The 17,487-nt window shown below is 64.1% G+C and carries 22 protein-coding genes; 10 read left to right on the forward strand and 12 right to left on the reverse strand.

Translation table 11 applies throughout. The annotated features are described in order from the left end of the window. The first annotated feature begins 26 nt into the window (after positions 1-26). The 9 genes from FJ423_RS03640 to FJ423_RS03680 are packed head-to-tail and all read left to right on the forward strand — an operon-like array spanning position 27 to position 8,439. Positions 27-1,859 carry a methanol/ethanol family PQQ-dependent dehydrogenase gene (locus FJ423_RS03640; protein WP_210239540.1) on the forward strand — a complete coding sequence of 611 codons (1,833 nt, stop codon included), beginning with the start codon at positions 27-29 and terminating at the stop codon, positions 1,857-1,859. Then, positions 1,840-2,709: a substrate-binding domain-containing protein gene (locus FJ423_RS03645; protein WP_140839287.1), complete on the forward strand. Its 870-nt coding sequence runs from the start codon at positions 1,840-1,842 to the stop codon at positions 2,707-2,709. The genes FJ423_RS03640 and FJ423_RS03645 overlap by 20 nt, the downstream gene beginning before the upstream one ends. Beyond that, on the forward strand, positions 2,706-3,239 hold the full coding sequence (locus FJ423_RS03650; RefSeq protein WP_140839289.1) for a c-type cytochrome: 534 nt from the start codon (positions 2,706-2,708) through the stop codon (positions 3,237-3,239). The genes FJ423_RS03645 and FJ423_RS03650 overlap by 4 nt, the downstream gene beginning before the upstream one ends. Beyond that, entirely contained in the window at positions 3,236-4,249 is a 1,014-nt protein-coding gene (gene coxB, locus FJ423_RS03655) for a cytochrome c oxidase subunit II (protein ID WP_245340552.1), read from the forward strand. The genes FJ423_RS03650 and coxB overlap by 4 nt, the downstream gene beginning before the upstream one ends. Next, positions 4,246-6,222 carry a cytochrome c oxidase subunit I gene (ctaD, locus tag FJ423_RS03660; RefSeq protein ID WP_140839291.1) on the forward strand — a complete coding sequence of 659 codons (1,977 nt, stop codon included), beginning with the start codon at positions 4,246-4,248 and terminating at the stop codon, positions 6,220-6,222. Before coxB ends, ctaD begins: the two co-directional genes overlap by 4 nt. Then, a complete protein-coding gene (locus tag FJ423_RS03665) occupies positions 6,219-6,824 on the forward strand; it encodes a cytochrome c oxidase subunit 3 (protein ID WP_140839293.1) in 606 nt (201 codons plus the stop codon). Before ctaD ends, FJ423_RS03665 begins: the two co-directional genes overlap by 4 nt. A gap of 1 nt (position 6,825) precedes the next feature. Beyond that, complete coding sequence (locus tag FJ423_RS03670) at positions 6,826-7,167, forward strand: hypothetical protein (protein WP_095768540.1); 342 nt, start codon at positions 6,826-6,828, stop codon at positions 7,165-7,167. Beyond that, complete coding sequence (locus tag FJ423_RS03675) at positions 7,164-8,042, forward strand: cytochrome c oxidase assembly protein (RefSeq protein ID WP_140839295.1); 879 nt, start codon at positions 7,164-7,166, stop codon at positions 8,040-8,042. Before FJ423_RS03670 ends, FJ423_RS03675 begins: the two co-directional genes overlap by 4 nt. Continuing rightward, the gene (locus FJ423_RS03680) at positions 8,023-8,439 is read left to right on the forward strand and encodes a c-type cytochrome (RefSeq protein WP_140839297.1); all 417 of its coding nucleotides are present in this window, start codon (positions 8,023-8,025) and stop codon (positions 8,437-8,439) included. Before FJ423_RS03675 ends, FJ423_RS03680 begins: the two co-directional genes overlap by 20 nt. On the opposite strand, the gene FJ423_RS03685 is transcribed toward FJ423_RS03680, so the two are convergent. The 10 genes from FJ423_RS03685 to FJ423_RS03735 all read right to left on the reverse strand — a co-directional run bounded on the left by FJ423_RS03685 (position 8,440) and on the right by FJ423_RS03735 (position 15,813). Continuing rightward, positions 8,440-9,246 carry an ABC transporter permease gene (locus FJ423_RS03685; protein WP_140839299.1) on the reverse strand — a complete coding sequence of 269 codons (807 nt, stop codon included), beginning with the start codon at positions 9,244-9,246 and terminating at the stop codon, positions 8,440-8,442. It abuts the gene before it with no gap. Further along, positions 9,243-9,968 (reverse strand): ATP-binding cassette domain-containing protein, encoded by a 726-nt coding sequence (locus FJ423_RS03690; protein WP_140839301.1) that lies wholly within the window; start codon positions 9,966-9,968, stop codon positions 9,243-9,245. The genes FJ423_RS03685 and FJ423_RS03690 overlap by 4 nt, the downstream gene beginning before the upstream one ends. Next, complete coding sequence (locus FJ423_RS03695; RefSeq protein WP_140839303.1) at positions 9,965-10,927, reverse strand: PQQ-dependent catabolism-associated beta-propeller protein; 963 nt, start codon at positions 10,925-10,927, stop codon at positions 9,965-9,967. The genes FJ423_RS03690 and FJ423_RS03695 overlap by 4 nt, the downstream gene beginning before the upstream one ends. Further along, positions 10,915-12,108: an ABC transporter substrate-binding protein gene (locus FJ423_RS03700; protein ID WP_246680076.1), complete on the reverse strand. Its 1,194-nt coding sequence runs from the start codon at positions 12,106-12,108 to the stop codon at positions 10,915-10,917. The genes FJ423_RS03695 and FJ423_RS03700 overlap by 13 nt, the downstream gene beginning before the upstream one ends. Before the next feature lie 209 nt (positions 12,109-12,317). Continuing rightward, entirely contained in the window at positions 12,318-12,827 is a 510-nt protein-coding gene (locus tag FJ423_RS03705; RefSeq protein WP_095768533.1) for a DUF892 family protein, read from the reverse strand. Positions 12,828-12,902: 75 nt separating this feature from the next. Next, positions 12,903-13,769, reverse strand: coding sequence for a DUF3618 domain-containing protein (locus tag FJ423_RS03710; protein ID WP_140839307.1), 867 nt, complete (start codon positions 13,767-13,769; stop codon positions 12,903-12,905). Continuing rightward, positions 13,766-14,158 (reverse strand): phage holin family protein, encoded by a 393-nt coding sequence (locus FJ423_RS03715; protein WP_095768531.1) that lies wholly within the window; start codon positions 14,156-14,158, stop codon positions 13,766-13,768. The genes FJ423_RS03710 and FJ423_RS03715 overlap by 4 nt, the downstream gene beginning before the upstream one ends. Then, positions 14,155-14,766 carry a hypothetical protein gene (locus FJ423_RS03720; RefSeq protein WP_181174708.1) on the reverse strand — a complete coding sequence of 204 codons (612 nt, stop codon included), beginning with the start codon at positions 14,764-14,766 and terminating at the stop codon, positions 14,155-14,157. The genes FJ423_RS03715 and FJ423_RS03720 overlap by 4 nt, the downstream gene beginning before the upstream one ends. A 184-nt stretch (positions 14,767-14,950) precedes the next feature. Further along, positions 14,951-15,382 carry a hypothetical protein gene (locus FJ423_RS03725; protein ID WP_246680077.1) on the reverse strand — a complete coding sequence of 144 codons (432 nt, stop codon included), beginning with the start codon at positions 15,380-15,382 and terminating at the stop codon, positions 14,951-14,953. Beyond that, complete coding sequence (locus tag FJ423_RS03735) at positions 15,382-15,813, reverse strand: hypothetical protein (RefSeq protein ID WP_140839309.1); 432 nt, start codon at positions 15,811-15,813, stop codon at positions 15,382-15,384. The genes FJ423_RS03725 and FJ423_RS03735 overlap by 1 nt, the downstream gene beginning before the upstream one ends. Here FJ423_RS03735 and FJ423_RS03740 point away from each other — a divergent pair. Continuing rightward, positions 15,803-16,054 carry a hypothetical protein gene (locus FJ423_RS03740; protein ID WP_140839311.1) on the forward strand — a complete coding sequence of 84 codons (252 nt, stop codon included), beginning with the start codon at positions 15,803-15,805 and terminating at the stop codon, positions 16,052-16,054. The two genes, FJ423_RS03735 and FJ423_RS03740, sit on opposite strands and share 11 nt — an antisense overlap. Here FJ423_RS03740 and FJ423_RS03745 read toward each other — a convergent pair whose 3' ends face one another. Then, entirely contained in the window at positions 16,055-17,035 is a 981-nt protein-coding gene (locus FJ423_RS03745; protein ID WP_140839313.1) for an alpha/beta hydrolase, read from the reverse strand. Between the two features lie 57 nt (positions 17,036-17,092). Then, entirely contained in the window at positions 17,093-17,338 is a 246-nt protein-coding gene (locus FJ423_RS03750; RefSeq protein WP_140839315.1) for a hypothetical protein, read from the reverse strand. Between the last annotated feature and the right edge of the window lie 149 nt (positions 17,339-17,487).

The following is a 17,487-nucleotide window of genomic DNA, read 5'->3' on the forward strand; positions in this document are numbered from 1 at the left end:
CGGTACGATCCTGCGGGGAAGCCCCGATGACCAAGCGCTCGTCGGCGCCCCGAAAACATTCTCCGGGCGCCATTGCAGCGATGCTGTTGGTCTGCGCCCCCTTGCTGACAGCCGCTTCGGAATCGCCGCCGGCACCCGCGATCTCACCGCCTGCCGCGGCCGCGCCGCCCGATGACGGGCAATGGACGATGCCCGCCAAGAACTACGCCTCGACCCGCTATAGCGAGCTCGCCGAGATCAATGAAGGCAACGTCAAGAATCTGCAGGTCGCCTTCACCTTCTCGACCGGGGTGAACAAGGGCCAGGAAGCGGCGCCCTTGGTGGTCGGCAGCACGATGTACATCGTGAGCCCGTTTCCCAACATCGTCTACGCGCTCGACCTTTCCAAGTCTGGCGCGCCGATCAAGTGGAAATACGAGCCCAATCCTGAGCCTGCCGCGCAAGGGGTTGCCTGCTGCGATGTCGTCAACCGCGGTGCTGCCTTCGCGAATGGACGCATATTCTTCAACACGCTCGACGGCCACACCATCGCGCTCGATGCGAACACCGGCCAGCCGGTCTGGAACGCCCATGTCGGCAACATCAATATCGGCGAAACCATCACCATGGCGCCGCTTGTGGTGAAAGGCAAAGTGCTGGTCGGCAATTCCGGCGGCGAGATGGGCGTTCGCGGCTGGGTCAAGGCGCTCGACGCTGGCGACGGTCATGTCGTCTGGACGGCTTACAACACGGGCCCCGACAAGGAGGTGCTGATCGGCCTGGATTTCAAGCCGCATTACGACATGGACAAGGGCAAGGATCTCGGCGTCACGACATGGCCGCCGGAGGCCTGGAAGATCGGCGGCGGCAATATGTGGGGCTGGATTTCCTACGACCCGGATCTCAACCTTATCTTCCACGGCACCGGCAATCCCGGCCCCTGGAATCCCGATCTGCGGCCTGGCGACAACAAGTGGACATCGGGCATTTTCGCCCGCGACCCCGATACCGGGGCGGCGAAATGGTTCTACCAGTGGACCCCGCACGACCTGCACGACTATGACGGCATCAACGAGCAGATCCTGCTCGACATGAACTGGCAGGGCAAGCCGCGCAAGGTGCTGGTCCGGCCGGAACGCAACGGCTATCTCTACGTCCTTGATCGCACCACCGGCGAGGTCCTGTCCGCAAAGCCTTACGGCCCCGTCAACTCCAGCAAGGGCGTGGATCTCAAGACCGGCCGCCTGATCGAAAACCCGGACAAGCTGACGGGCACCGGCAAGGTCGTCCGCGACATCTGCCCGACCGCGTCGGGCCTCAAGGACTGGCAGCCTTCCGCCTTCTCTCCGAAGACCGGTCTGCTCTACATCCCGCACAACAATCTGTGCATGGACGAAGAAGGTGTCGAGGTGAACTACATCGCCGGCACGCCCTACGTCGGGATGAACGTACGCATGATCCCGGGGCCGGGCGGCAATCGCGGCGCCTTCACGGCGTGGGATATCGCGGCCGAAAAACCCGCCTGGAGCCTCAAGGAGAATTTCCCGGTGTGGAGCGGCGCGGTCGTCACCGCCGGCGATGTGGTCTTTTATGGAACGATGGAAGGCTGGTTCAAGGCGGTGAGCGCCAAGACCGGCGACCTGCTCTGGCAGTTCAAGACCTCGTCCGGCATTATCGGCCAGCCCATCACCTATCGCGGCCCGGACGGCCACCAATACGTCGCCATCTTGTCCGGCGTCGGCGGTTGGGCAGGCGCCATCGTGTCGGGCGACCTCGACCCGCGTGATGCCACCGCCGCGCTCGGTTTCGTCAATGCGATGAAGGACCTGAAGAACGCGACCACGGCGGGAGGCACGCTCTATGTGTTCCGGCTGCCCTGATGTGTTCGGTGTGATCCACAGCGTGGCGCGGAAGGCTTTCCCGCCGATAGCGCTCGGCATCACCGCGCTCGCCTTGCTGCTCTTTCCGGCGACGGCCGGCGCTCGTGAGCTCAGGGTCTGCGCTGACCCGAACAACCTGCCCTTTTCCAATGCGGCTGGACAGGGATTCGAGAACAGGATCGCCGAAATCATTGCCGCCGATCTCGGCGCGAAGCTGACCTACACCTGGTGGGCGCAGCGCCGCGGCTTCGTGCGCAACACGCTGAAGGCGGGTCTCTGCGATCTCGTGCCCGGCACGCCGGCCAATCTCGAAATGCTGCGCACCACCACTCCCTACTACCGATCGTCCTATGTCTTCGTGACCCGCCAGGACGGTCCCGACGTGGCCTCCTTCAACGACCCGCGGCTGCGCGACATGCGCATCGGCGTTCAACTCATCGGCGACGACGGAGCCAACTCGCCTCCGGTCCAGGCGCTCGGCCGCCGCGGCATCATCGGTCACTTGGTGGGCTATCCCGTCTATGGCGACTACTCCGCCCCCAATCCGCCGGCCCGCATCGTCGAGGCGGTGGCGAGCGGCGAGATCGACCTAGCCGTGGTATGGGGCCCGCTTGCCGGCTATTTTGCCCAGAAGCAGAAGGTCCCGCTGCGCATCACGCCGGTTGCGCCTCGCATCGACGGACCGCAATTACCCATGATCTACGATATTTCGATGGGCGTGCGACGCGAGGACGACGCCTTGCGCGGCGACGTGAACAATGCCTTGGCCAGGCACAAGGCGGAGATCGATGCATTGCTGGCGCAGTATGGCGTGCCGCGCCTCGATGCCTTGGGGAGCACGGTGCGATGAGGTGCGCTGCCGCTCTGCTCTTTCCTGTGGTGCTGATGCTCGTTGCCTGCCAGCGCGAGGAACGGGACACGCGCCCTCAATCGGCCCTCGGCTCGGGCGAGCAGCCGACGCCGGTGACAACTCTGGAACCCGGCGGGCAGCGGCCCTCCCCCACAGACAACAAAGCGGCGAGCTTCGAGGCCAATGCCTTTCATCTGAGCGAAGGCAAGCGCCTGTTCGGTTGGTTCAACTGTTCAGGATGCCATGCCAATGGCGGCGGCGGCATGGGCCCGGCGCTGATGGACGAAAAATGGATCTATGGCAGCTCTATGGAAAGCATTCATGCCACCATCCGCGACGGCCGTCCGAACGGCATGCCCAGCTTCCGCGACAAGATCCCGGACGACCAGATCTGGGAGCTTGCGGCCTTCGTTCGCTCGTTGAGCGGCAACGCGCCCTCCTCCGCCGCGCCATCCCGCAATGACGACATGATGGCGCACCCATCGGAAAACCGTATGCCGAATGCCGCCACGCTGGGGAAGTCGCCGTGAAACGCTTCGCCCCGATTGCGTTCGCCACGGCAATCGCCCTGTTTCTTCAGGGATGCGCAGGCTGGCAATCGGCGCTCGACCCGAAAGGTCCCGCGGCAAGTGAGCTCGCATGGCTGATCTGGTTCTTCACCGGCCTGTGCGCGGCGGTGTGGGTGCTGGTGATGATCGCTCTTGCCTTGCCATTGATGATGCGGCCACGAGAGCGCGCCGAGCCGCTTGTAATCGACGCCGATGCCGACAATCGCAAGCTGCGCGTGGTGATGACCGCTATCGGGCTGACCGCCGTGATCCTGGTCGGCCTCACTCTGCTAAGCTTCTTCGCCAACAGGACGCTCGCCGCGATCGGCTCGGACGCCGCGCTGACCATTCGGATCACCGGTCATCAATGGTGGTGGGAGGTGCGCTACGAGGATGCCACACCGAGCCACATCCTGACCACGGCGAACGAGATCCACATTCCAGCCGGCGAGCCGGTGCGGCTTCTTATCACCTCGACCGACGTGATTCACTCCTTCTGGGTGCCGAGCCTTTCCGGCAAGCTCGACCTCATTCCGGGCCACATGAACGTGCTCGACATCAAAGCCGATAAACCGGGCGTCTATCGTGGCCAATGCGCCGAGTTCTGCGGCGCGCAGCATGCCAACATGGGCACCTTCATCATCGCCGAACCGCGCGAAAAGTTCGACGCCTGGTGGAACGATCAGCTGCAACCAGCCGCCGCTCCAATGAGCGACGAGGCCAAGGCAGGCGAGGACCTGTTCCTGAAACGCCCTTGCGTCATGTGTCACAAAGTCGGCGGCACCCCCGCCGGAGGAACGGTCGCTCCCGACCTGACGCATATAGCCAGCCGGCAAACGCTTGCGGCCGGAACATTGACGATGAGCCGCGGCAATCTCGCCGCCTGGATAGCGGACCCGCAAGGCATCAAGCCGGGTTCTCACATGCCGGTAGCCGATCTGAGCGGCGACGAGCTCAACGCCATCGTCGCCTATCTCGAGGGGCTGAAATGAGCAGCGCGGATATCACCAGCGAACGCGATCTGCCGCCCGAAAGTGAAGCGTCCGCCAAAGGCGATATCGCCCCCGAACGTGACGGACCGCGCGACACCGGCTTGGACGATGCCAGCCTGCATCGGTGGCTGGCGCGAACGTGGCGCACGCCTCCCGGTATCATCGGCGCGCTGTCGAGCGTCGATCACAAGGTCATCGCACGGCGTTATCTGATCACCGCGTTCCTGTTTCTGTGTTTGGGCGGCCTCAACGCCGTTGTCATGCGCATCCAACTCTCGGGCCCGCGGCGCGGCCTGATCGGGCCGGATCTCTACAACCAGCTGTTTACGATGCATGGCGTCACCATGATGTTCCTGTTCGCCGTGCCCATCGTCCAGGCGACAGGCATCTATCTGGTGCCGTTAATGGTCGGCACCCGCAACATCGCCTTCCCACGCCTCAATGCCTTCAGCTATTGGGTCTATGTCTCAGGAGGCCTCTTCGCCTGGGTGTCCTTCGCCCTCTCGATGGCGCCGGATGTGGGCTGGTTCGCCTATGTGCCGCTGTCCGGGCCGGAATACGCTCCAGGCAAGCGCGCAGACGTCTGGGCGCAGATGATCACCTATACCGAGGTCTCATCCCTGGCGGTCGCCGTCGCGACCATCGTCACCGTATTCAAGCAGCGCGCGCCCGGCATGTCGCTCGACAAGATCCCGCTCTACGTCTGGGCATTGCTGGTCACGTCCTTCGTCGTCGTCTTCGCCATGCCGGCGGTAATGGTCACCTCGACCTTCCTCATCCTCGACCGGCTCGTCGGCACGCATATCTTCAATCCGGCCGAAGGCGGTGACGCGCTGCTGTTCCAGCATCTCTTCTGGTTCTTCGGCCATCCCGAAGTCTACATCATCTTCCTGCCGGCGACCGGCATGGTCTCCGCCATCATCCCGGCCTTCGCCCGGCGGCCGATGTTCGGCCATCTCGGCTTGGTCCTATCGTTGATCGCCGTCGGTTTCCTATCGTTCGGCCTCTGGGTCCACCATATGTTCGCGACCGGGCTGCCGAAACTGGGGGCCAGCTTCTTCACCGCCTCGAGCATGATGATCGCAATCCCGAACGGCGTTCAGATCTTCTGCTGGCTGGCGACTCTCTGGGACAGCAGACCGGTGATCCGTACGCCGCTGCTGTTCGTCTTCGGCTTCTTCTTCACCTTCGTCATCGGCGGCCTGACTGGCGTCATGCTTGCCTCCGTGCCGCTCGACCTGCAGGTGCACGACACCTATTTCGTCGTCGCTCACTTCCATTACGTGCTGATCGGCGGCTCGGTCTTTCCGCTGCTCGGAGCTGCCTATTTCTGGTTTCCCAAAATCACCGGCCGCATGATGAGCGAGCGCCTCGGGCGTTGGCACTTCTGGCTGGCGATGGTCGGCTTCAACGCGGCTTTCTTCCCCATGCACATCGTCGGCCTGTGGGGCATGCCGCGCAGGGTCTACACCTATCCGGCCGAGCTCGGCTGGGGGAACATCAACCTCTTCATCAGTGCCGGCGCGGTGCTCTTCTTCCTGAGCTTCGTGCTGTTTGCCTTCAACCTCGTCCACAGCGCATTGAGGGGTGCGCCTGCCGGCGACAATCCCTGGGACGCCGGCACGCTCGAATGGGCGACGTCCTCGCCGCCGCCCAGCTACAATTTCGCGCGCATTCCGATCGTGGCGAATATCGAGCCGCTCTGGGCCCAACGCGAGGCGCTCCCCGTCGCGACCGGGCTTCGCGTCGACGTGCGCGAGTTGGTCGTCTCGACGGTGGCGGAAGCCCATCCCGACATCCGCGAGAAATCTGCGACGCCGTCGATCTGGCCGCTGCTGGCGGCCATCGCCGTGGGCGGCACCTTCCTCTACTCGATCTTCACGCCCTGGGCGATCGTGTGGGGCGCCGCGCCGATAGCCATCACGTTGATCGGATGGTTCTGGCCCAAGGGCGATCCGGAGGACGAGGAATGAACCAGCGCCCCGCCATGGATCTTTCCGGCCTCCCGACCTTTGGACATGGCCCCCGCAGCCCGACCTGGTGGGGCACGCTTGGCTTCATGGCGTTGGAGGGCACGGGCTTTGCGCTGGCCGCCGGCGCCTATCTCTATCTCGCGACGTTGTGGCCCAACTGGCGCCTAAGCGCTCCACAGCCCAACCATTGGCCGGGAACGATCGTAACGCTGCTTCTCATCGCCAGCCTGATTCCCAACCACATACTGAACGGCTACGCCAAGCGATGCGCTATCGGACCGGTGCGGATCGGCATGGTGGTGATGTCGCTGCTCGGCATCGCGCCGCTCGTCGTGCGCTGGTTCGAATTCCCGGCGCTGAACATCTATTGGGACACGAACGCTTATGGCTCGATGCTGTGGGTGCTGCTCGGTCTCCACACCACGCATTTGATCACCGATGTCGGCGACACGATTGTTCTGACCGTGCTGATGTTCACGCACCATGGCTACAGCGGCCGGCGCTTCGGCGATGTCGGCGACAATGTCTTCTACTGGGACTTCGTGGTCCTCACCTGGATCCCGATCTACCTGCTCATTTACTGGCTACCGAGGTGGGGCTGAGATGCGCGCGCTGCGGCTGGGCACGTCCTGGGGAGGTTTGTTGTCGGGGCCTTTGGCCTGGGCAATCTCGACGCAGCTGAACTATTCGCTCGTGCACTGGCAGTGCAATCGCCAGGTTCAGGTCGTGCTCCCGGTGGCGCTGTTGCTCGCGCTGTTTTCGCTGCTCGGCGGCGCGCTATCATGGCGGGCGAAGCGGCAAGGCGGCGCCGCCTTCAAGCCTGAGCGCACGCGCAGCACCGAGCGTTTCGTCGCCGATCTCGGCATGCTCGCGGCGCTGCTGTTCGCACTCGTCATCCTCATGCAGGGCAGCGCCGCGCTTATCCTCGACGAGTGCCTGCGATGAGCCTCGAGGCCTTCTTTTCGACCTCGATCTGCTATGGCGCCGGCGCGCCCGAGGCCGGATGGACGTTGGCGTTTCCCATCACGCTTCCCTTGGCAGTGCTCGCGCTTATTTATGCGCTCGGCGCAAGCCGGCTATGGCGCCGCAGCGGCCGGGGCCGACCGGAGCGGCTACGACAGGCTCTGTTGTTCGCGGCCGGTTGGGGCGTGTTGACGGGAGCGCTGGTCAGCCCGATACACGCGCTCGGCGAGCGCGTGTTCTCAGCCCACATGATCGAGCACGAGTTGCTGATGGCCGTAGCGGCGCCGCTCCTTGTCGCCGCCTGCCCCGGCGCGGCCTTGATGTGGGCATTGCCGGCCAAACTTCGCCGAGGGACAGGAAAGCTCACCCACGGCAAGGTGCTGCAGGCGCTCTGGGCCCTCGCCGCGCGCCCGCTCAGCGCGACGGTCCTTCATGGGATAGCAATCTGGACCTGGCACATTCCGGCGCTGTTCGAGGCAGCGCTGCAGCAGGGGGTGCTGCATTATGCGCAGCATGCGAGTTTCCTCGGCACTGCCTTGCTGTTCTGGTGGGCGCTTCTGCCACGTTACGGCCGACGGCAAACCTATGGCAGCTCCGTCATGCATCTTTTCTTCACCTCGCTGCATACCGGCCTGCTCGGCGTCCTGTTGCTGTTATCGCCAAAACTCTGGTATCCGGCGAATGCCTCCGGCGCGGCGATCTGGGGCCTGAGCCCGATCGAGGACCAGCAACTCGCCGGGCTAGTAATGTGGGTTCCGGCCGGCTTGATCTATGGCGGAGCGGCCTTGCTGCTCGCCGGCCTTTGGATAAGCAACAGTGGAGCCAGGGAGGCAACGCATGCGTTCCGACCTGGCTAGGCTGATCGGCGGCGCCCTTGCCGCGATCCTCCTGCTGGCCGCCGCAGTCGGCGCGGCGGCCTTATGGACCGACCGGCGCGAGCGCGTCCGGCACGAGTCAGATGTGGCGACCGGCGGCGTGGGCGCACGCGCCATTCCGATCATGACCGCGAATGGCTGTTCCGGCTGCCATACGATTCCCGGCGTGCCGGGAGCGCAAGGCCAGGTCGGGCCGCGCCTCGACGGCAGCCTAGCCGGCCGTGTCTATATCGGCGGCGTTCTGGCAAACAATCCGGAGAACCTGATCCGCTGGATCCGGTCGGCAAGGGAAATCAACCCGCATACCGCCATGCCGTCGACGAGGATCACCGAGCAGCAGGCGCGCGATATCGCGGCCTATCTCTATGCCCTCAAATAATCAGCCTTCGCCGCCGCGCCGGGACCACAGGCCGCGGCCTGGATCGTAGCCGACCACCGCCGCCAGGAAGAATGCCCCAAGGCAGGCGACAACGACGAGCATGGAAACCACGTCGAACCGCAGGTAGAGCGCGAAGCGGATCAGTTCGACCGCCGAGCTGAATGGGTTCCAGGCGGCGATCGTCGCCAGCACCGGGCCGGCTTCGGCGAGCCGCCAGATCGGATAGAGCGCCGTCGAGGCAAAGAACATCGGGAAAATGACGAAGTTCATCACGCCGGCGAAGTTCTCCATCTGGGTCGAGATCGAGGACACCAATAGGCCGAACGCACCGAGCATCAGACCCGACAGCACGAGCGCCGGAAACACGGCAACATAGCCCAGGATCGGCGGCCGCACGTCCCAGAAGCGCGCCACGAAAAGGAACAGGTAGACCAGCGGCAGGCCGACGATCACGCTGGCCAGCAGGCGCGCGGCAAGCAGGTACCAGCGCGGCAAAGGTGCCGTCAGCAGCAGGCGCATGCTGCCCATCTCGCGGTCGTAGACCATGGCCAGCGAGCTTGCCATGGCATGAAACAGCAGCATCATGGCCACCAGCCCGGGCACAACATAGACCTCGTAGCGGACATAAGTCTGGTAAGGCGGCGTGATCGACAGGCCGAGTACCGAGCGGAAGCCGGCGGCGAAGATCGCCAGCCAGACAAGCGGACGGACCATCGCGGAGAACAGGCGCGCGCGCTGACGCAGCGTGCGCAGCATTTCCCGCTGCAAGATGCCGTGGAGCGCCCGCAATGCGTGATGCGTCTTCATGGCGACCCCGTCAGCGAGGCGAATGCCTCCGCGATGCTTTCGACCCCAAGCTCGGGAGAGATGCGATCAGCGCGACCGGCCCAGCGCACCCTGCCCTGATCCAGCACGACGATGTCGTCATCGGCTCCCACTTCTTCGAGGAAATGCGTCGCCCACACAACGGCAATGCCGCGCTCGCGGCAAAGCTCTCTCACATGCCGCCCGAGCGCGCGCCGTCCCGGCACGTCGAGCCCGGCGGTCGGCTCGTCGAGCAGCAGCAGGCGCGGACCATGCATCAGCGCCCTTGCGATCTCCACGCGTCGGCGCTGACCGCCGGACAGCGCGCGGGTGGGATGATCGATCCTGTCCAGCACTCCCAGGCGGCTGAGTTCCTCCCTGGAGCGCTGCTTGCTCAAGTCTGCGGGAATCCCGTGCAGGGCCGCGTGGTAGCGCAGGTTCTCCCCCGCCGTCAGGTCAAGATCGAGCGTCGGCAGTTGGAAAACGATGCCCATTTGCGCGAGGGCGGCGGATGGGTTCGCCTCCATCGCCTGGCCAAAGACATGCACAGATCCTGCCCGCGCGTGATAGAGACCAGTGATCAGCGAGAACAAAGTCGTCTTGCCGGCCCCGTTGCGTCCAAGCAGGACGCACATCCTCCCTTCAGCCACAGCGAACGAGGCCCCCTGGAGAACCCGCCGGTTTCCGAAACTGTGGCCCAGCTCCTCGACCGACAGCGCGTTCATGGGCCGATCACGACGCCCCATGGGCCGCGCCCCACCGGCAGCGATTTCACCACCTCCTGATTCTCCAGGTCAATGAAGGAGACATCGCCCGAGTTGCCGTTGGCGCTGATCAGGCGCTTCTGGTCGTCCGAGAGCGCGACATGCCAGGGCCGCTGGCCGACGAGGTAGAGGCGCCGGACCGTGAGGGTCTTGGTGTCGACCTCGGCAATCCTGTTGGCCGGACCGAGCGCTACATAGGCGCTCGCGCCGTCGCGCGACATCACGATACCGACCGCCTGCACGCCCTCGCGCCGAATACCCGGCACCTCGAACTCGATCTTGCCCGTTTGAGCGCGCGTCGCGGCGTCGAACACCGTGGCGGTGCCGCGGATTTCGGACGACACCCACAATTGCTTGCCGTCCGGCGAGAACGCCGCCGCGCGCGGCCGCGTGTCGATGAGCAGGTTGTCGATGAGCTCGAGCGTGGCGGCATCGATAAGATGGACCATGCTCGTGGTCTCGGAGGTGCAGGCGACCGTTCGGCCGTCGGCACTAACCGCCATACCTTCCGGCTCCACCCCGACATCGACGGTGCCGATAACCTTGGCCGCCGCGATATCCACGACCGAAACCAGATTGTCCTTCTCATTGGCCACAAAGAGCCGTTTGCCATCCGGATGGACGACGAAAAATTCCGGATCGGCGCCGGAAGGCAATCGACCGACCACCTGCCGCTTGGCGAGATCGACCATGTCGATGCGGTTATCGTCGCCTTCGGCAACGAACAGCGTCTTCTTGTCGATCGAAAGCGCCATTCCGCGCGGACGCCGGCCGACTTCGATCGTGTCCTGAAGGGTCATGGTCGCCCCGTCGACGACCGCGACGGTGTTGTCCTGCTCGTTGGAAACGTAAATCGTCTCCGCCCCGGCGGAAGGAGCGAGGATCAACATCGAAAGGACGAGCGTGATCAGAACTTGCACGTGCTCTCCTCCAGATCGACGCCCAGAGTGTCCAGCGTCGTACGCTGGTGAAGGAAGCCCGGCTGTGGCGAACTCGAGACGAGCAGGCGAGGGCCAGCGATAAGGATGGGCTGGCGCATCTGCCCGTCCCACGGACGGAAACTCAGCCCCTGTCCCTTGAAGCCGGCGAGAAGGAAATCGTCGCTGCGCAGATAGTTTCCGATCGCGGTCGGATCGAGACTGTGCAGCCGCGTTGCCGCCTCGCCAACGCTTCTGACGGCAAGCCAGGCGGCGTAGTCGCTGGGCAGCATCCAGCGCCCGGCCAGCTTGTGGAAGCGATCCTGGAGCTGCGTGGCGCCCCACTCCTCGTTGACCGCACTCCAGCCGGTTGCGACCAGCCCTTGCGTCCCGGCCACCGGCCTCGGAAGAGCGGTGCGCCCCTCGAGATAGGCGCCGAATTCATCGGCTTCGTCGGCTGCGACCAGAACATCATAGTCGCTGACTTGCGTGGCGGCGGGGATCTCGGTCTGCAGCGTGACGTGCCCCGTGTCCGCGCGGCCATTGGCGGGCCGGAACGTCCAGGGCTGGTCGACAGTGATTTCCGCTCCGAAGCGCGTCGCGGCGCGCCGGAAGGCAGCCGCCATCGCCTGATCCTGCGGATGCGGGCCGACCAGCAGGAACCAGTGCTGCCAGCGTTTCCAGATCAGATATTGCGCCAGGGCGTCGGCGAGCATGGCGTGGCTCGGAATTGTGTGCAGCACGTTGCTGCGGCAATCCTCTTGACGCAGGCGATCATCGGGTGCGCGGCTGTTGAACAGCGTCATCCGCTCGGCGCCGGGTGCTGCGCTCGCCTGCAGCAATTGGGGCGCATCCAGATCGGCAACCACAAAGCTGATGCCGGCGGCGGCGAATTCCTTGATCGCTTCGGCTGGCGTCTCGCCGACCTTGAGGATGACTTGCTGGAACTGGAATTGCTGGCCGAGAAAGCGGCCAGTGCTGGCATCGTCGGCGATGCCGAGCCGGGCACCTTGCAGGCCGTCGTCGGTGACGACCTCGTCCAGCGGCCCGAGGGGCAGAGGTGGTTTGCGCTGTTCGCCGAGATAGCCGATCACCAACGTCTGCGGCTCGGCCAGACCGGGCAGGGCGATGGCGAGCAGCATGAGAAACGTCAGCGCCAGCCGCATCCGGCTCAGGTCGGGCAAGCCAAGTCGGATGTTCAATATCGGCATGGGCACTCCAGGATGGGAGCGACCCTAATGTTTTGAAAGAAGGAATGTTCCTGGATTCATGCCAACCGGGCCCGCCCCATTCAACCATCGGGGCGGGCCCAGCCTTCGACCGGTAGAGGGAGGACCGACCGCGACCCTAACAGCTGGAAATGCGGATTGTTCCTGGCGGTGGTCTTTCCAAGTCAGCGTTTCGCGCTGTCGCTGTCGGCGTCCGCCCGCGTCAGGAACTTTTGCGTGACTTGCGGCAGGTTGCTCTTCAACCACTCGGCCATGGCTTCTTCTTCGCGCAGGTTCTGTTCGCAAACACGGGCAATCTCAGCCTCGCCCGCGGCGTTGGCCGCGGCGATGAGGATCGTATAGGACGCGATTTCCATGTGCTCGAACGTGTAGCTCGCCAGAGAGCCTTTCATGACTTCGTCGCCGGCGAAGACGCCGCTGATCGACTGCGCTGTAGCGGTCAGCTTGCCGCCTGCGTCTTTCAACATGGAGGAACCTTCATCGAGGCCATCTAGGCAGGTCTTCAGCCGCCTCGCCTGCTCTTTCGTCTCTTCCAGATGGCTGCGAATTCGCTCGCTGAGTTCAGGGTAGCTCTCAATCCGGCTCAATTGCCCCGACAGCATCGTCTCTGCCTGTTCCTCCATGGCGTGAGCGTCCCTCAGCCATTGGACAAGCCATTCGCGCGATTCAGCCATTGCGGTGTCTCCATCTATCTGACGCCGCCCGAACCGAGGGAGGCGCGCATTGTTCCTTGAGTGTTGAAAAAGCGGCTACGATTTCCCGGACGAGGACGCGTCGGAATCGGAAAGTTTCTCGCGCACCGATTCGTCGGCCTTGTCGGCCGCGGCTTTGACGACCCCGCCGACCTTGTCGGCCAGCGTGCCCTCGCTCGACGCCTGCCGTCCGGCTTCGTCGCTTGCCGACTGGTAGGCTTCCGCCGCGACTTGCGTTGCGGTGTCGAGGCCTTCTTTCAAAGTGTCTTCGGCACTATCCCGAAGCCTCTCGCGATAGGTGCCCAATCGCTCGTCCTCGACCTCTGTGTGGGGCAGCATGGCGCCGATGGCAGCTCCGATGGCGAGGCCGACGGCAGCCACCGCGAGAGGCTGGTCCTCAAGCAGACTTTGTGCCGAGCGGCCGGCACTCGTTGCCATATCGGCCGCAGCCGCCGCCGAGCTCGCCAGTGTGTCGGCTGCGCTGCTTGCCACGTTCGACACTGTGCCGGCAGCTTCGTTAGCCATTCCCGAGACAGTTCCGGCCGCCCCGCTGGCCCCTTCGGCGACAGCGCCTGCCGCATCCGAGGCGGTCGAACCTATTCCAGCGCCGAACGCTCCATGATCGAGGCCAGGACCGCGCCGCGTCACACCATCGGTACCAGCCGGGGTGGCGGAGGCGCCACTGCCCAACATCAGCCAGGCCAGGCCCGCGCCGATCACCGTCAGCGGCAATGGATTGTCCCGAACCTGGGCCTTCAGGTTGTGAAGCATTTCGGAGCCCGCGCCGCCTCTGAAATGCCCGGTGAATTCGTCAAAGAGCTGCCCTGGGGTCATCTTGTCGCGAATGGAGTCTGCGGTCGCCACCACTCTTGCGCGCGTGGCTTCCGCTTCGCGTTCGAGCTCTGCTGCGGATCTCTCGGTCATCTCGCTTGTTCCTTGATCACGTTCACGTCACGCTTGAGCTGCTCCTGTGTACGGTCCGGCGCGAGCTCGGAAGGCGCCATGCTCGCCATGCCGGTCCGCAACAGGATCACGCCAAGCACGGCCACGACCACGCCCACGAGCAAAGCGGACCACCCGGCGCCCAGACCAAGGCGGGCCAGAGCGATAACGAGCGCCTGCAACAAAACCAGCAGCGCAGCGAGCAGACATATCGCGCCGCCCAGCACCTCGACGGCGCCTGCGCCAGCCTTGGTCGCGTTCTCCGAGATCTCCGCTCTTAGGAGCCTCGCCTCCGTTTGCACGAGCGTGCTCACCTGTTGCGCCAGATCGGCGACCAATGTGCCGAGACTTGGATTATCGTGAGTGCTCATTTCTTCAGCTCCGCTGCCTTGCCGGGTATGCCGCCGTCGGAACCCCAATTTGAGGGAGCGCTATCCCGTCGTGCACTCCTTCCCAGGCCGGTTTGTCCGGAATGTTCAGGCTTGGCCGCGGCCTGCGTCGGGCGGCGCGTGCCGGGCGGCGAAGCCTTCATGAAGCGGCCAAGTGCCAATCCCGCCAGAACTGAACCGGCAAGAAGCGCTCCAGGATTCTCGCGGCCAAAGGACTGAACGTCTTCGAGCACTTGTCCGAACGGCTTCTCCCTCAACGAGGAGGACAGCCGCTCCAGCCCGCTTGCGGCCTCCTGCATGAACTTCGAGGCCGCACTCTGGTCGCTGTTAGCCAAGTGATCGCTCGCGGCGCGCAGGGCGCCGCCGAAAACCGACAGGCTCGATCCGATATCGCGCTGCGTCTGCTCGGCCTTTTCGGAGACGGCCTGCTGGGCTTCGGCGGCATACGCTCCAGCCCTGCGGGCGACCTCGTCGCGGGCATCGTGGAGAGCTTCGCCGGCGCTTTGGGTTTCTTGCTGGATCCGGTCGGAAACTTCGTCCTTCGCCTTGGCGAAGTCGGACTCGGGGCCTCGATCATCCTCGCGCTGCATGGTGCCTCCTAGTGAAAGCCGAGGAAGGAAAGCACTGCCAGCACGACGACGATCAGACCAATGAGATAGATGACACTGTTCATGGTGCAGCCTCCTCGATGCAATCCGAACTTCCGGCCGGCTACGATGTTCCCCAGGACGAGCAGCTTTTTAGCGAGTTCTCATTTGCCCATGGGCTTTGCCCTCAAAGCGGCAAGCTCCTCGTCTGGGCAAGCAGCCTGGGGTGTGTCGGATCGGAAATATCGATCTTGTCCCAGGGAATGCGATAAAGGCCCTCGCGGCGCCTCAGCGCGAAGAAGTCGAGCAATGCGGTGCCGACAGTCGACGCGGACAAGCGCTCCAATGCGGCGAAGATGCCGATATGGAATTCGGTGACGACGAGATCGTCGCCGTCCCGCTCCGCGACGATCTCTTCGATATAGCCGATGCTCCTGCCGCGCTCGGAAAATACGGGCCTGCCGGCAAGATGCTCGAAATTTACAGTCGCCATCCTCGCCCAGATGAGCTGGTAGCGGAACAATGCACCGGCCTGCGCCGCCGTTGCCATCGAGCCGACCTCCACGAAGCCGCCGACGCTGGTCACGACACCGAGTGAAATTTCGAGCAGCTTCTTCATTACTGCTGCGCAAAATACTGGCGATAGGCCGCAGCGAGATCGCCTTGCGCGGCCCGAAGCTCCTGTTGCGCCTGACCGACCTGGGCATCCTGTTCGGCCTCGACCGCGTCCTTGGCCCGCCTTGCCGCATTCGACAGCCGGGTAACAGCCGCTGCCAACGAATCTCGCTTTCCCCGGTCGGAGGGAGACGCCGATTCCACTTGCCGGCCGGCGTCGGCGAGTGTCTCGGCGAAGGTTTGCAATGCAGAGGACGCATAATGGGACGGCGCGGCGCCGGAGAGCCAGGCGTCGCTCAACAGCACTGCCGCCTGCGCCGTCGAGGCCGCACGCTTCGATTGCTGGTCAATGGTTTCAGACGAGGAGCAAGAGGCAAGCGCCAGCGCCAGCAGGGGCAGGAAAGCCCGGCTCGGCCGGGCAACGGTGCGCAACATCTTCCCCTCGCTGCAATCGCATCAAATCCCGAAGATCAAGCCGCAGCCACGCGAAAGTTCCTCCGTGTTCGGGTTTTGCGCCGCCGATTGCCTGTTGCAGGGCGCGCGCGAAGATAGGGTTCGGCTTTCCGCCCTGACCGGGAATTGCAATTTCTTTGTCGGTAAAATACGTGGCTGGTTCTCCGTTGGAAGCCAGCCGAAGCTCGGCCGTATTACGTTGTTCCGCGGGCCGCGCACCTAATCATGTCGTGCGAGCCGGTTGCTTCGCCATGTGACCAATGTTGGCAAGAGCCGCAACGTTGTCGATCATCGCTAGGATCACCTGCGGATTGCTTTGATGCACCATATGTCCCGCATCCAAAACGATTTCTACGAGCGAGTGGCTTATCTCTGATTGCAGCCGCAGCGCCTCGGCCTTGGCATCGAACAGCTGGTCGCCCGCGCCGGCAATTATCCCGACAGGGACGGCGATGTCGGCATATCGGCGATTTGGGAAGAGTGCCGATACCAGCATCAGAAAGGATTCAGCGGATATGGAGCGCAGCTGCGAGGGCCGGCTCGCCAATCCTCTTGTCATCGCCGCAAAAGGCATCGCGACCGTTGCCGGATGAAAAATCTGCTTCATCGCCCAATGCCAGTTCAGCCTGACCAGCGAAGGCAGCAAAGCGTGGCGCAGCACCGTCCCGAGCAGTGGAACCGCCGGCAGCGCGGAGATGGCAAGGGCCAGTCTCGGCGACGGGTAATGATAGCCGGCGACGACAACGACGCCAGCTACCGACCGGCGATGCCGGCGCGCCATCTCGAGCGCCACCGCTGCACCCCAGGAATGGCCGACAACCATGTAGCGCCCGATACCGAGTTTCGCGACCGCGGCATCGATGACGTCGGCCTGGGCAGCTGCGGTCCAAGGTCTGCCGGCCGGGCGTGGACTCATGCCGAAGCCGGGCCTGTCGAAGGCAAGTACGCGATATCTGGCGGCGGCTCTGCCGAAGATGCCGCTTGTCGTGAAGTCTTCCGCCGAGGCGCCATTGCCGTGCAACAGCAGAAGCGGTTGCCCATTGCCCGCCTCCAGGAAATGCAGCTTCGTTCCCCGGAGATGGATGAAGCGCCCGAGCGGACGTGCGGCCAACGCCCGTCGCGCAAGCTGGCCATTGTACAGGGACAAGCCAACCGCTGCCGCCGCAAGCAACAGAAGCAGGTTCTTCCTGAACTTTGCCGTCATCGTTGGAAATCAGGCGGTGTGGCGGAGCAGGCCACTTTACAGCCGCCCTGCTCGCTATCAGGCCGACCCTTTCTGAGGCAGCTCGGTCTCGTCCTCGACTTGGTCGCGCAGGCTCTGCTCGGCCTCCTTCTTATCAGCCCCCGCCGACGGCTTTTGCCGGGCGAGCTCGCGATCCACAATCTTGCGCGAGCCTTCAACCGGATCTTCCTGCGGCGAATCCCTGTCCGCTCCTGTTTGCTGGCCGGTCCGATCGCTGCTTGGGGTTGATCGCGCGGGATCGTCGTTTTGGCGGGGCTTCGTCATTGAGCACCTTCTCCGCTTTCATCGGATGTCTGCTGACTTCCGGGCAGGTTGGAAGCCGGCCAAACCTCTGTGGCCGGCCTTTGTTCCGTGGGCAGCGGGATCGACCTCGTTACTGCTCCGCAGCCGGGAGAAGCAACAGCCTCTTGCAA

It is taken from the genome of Mesorhizobium sp. B2-8-9 (genome assembly GCF_006439475.1).
Lineage (GTDB): Bacteria > Pseudomonadota > Alphaproteobacteria > Rhizobiales > Rhizobiaceae > Mesorhizobium.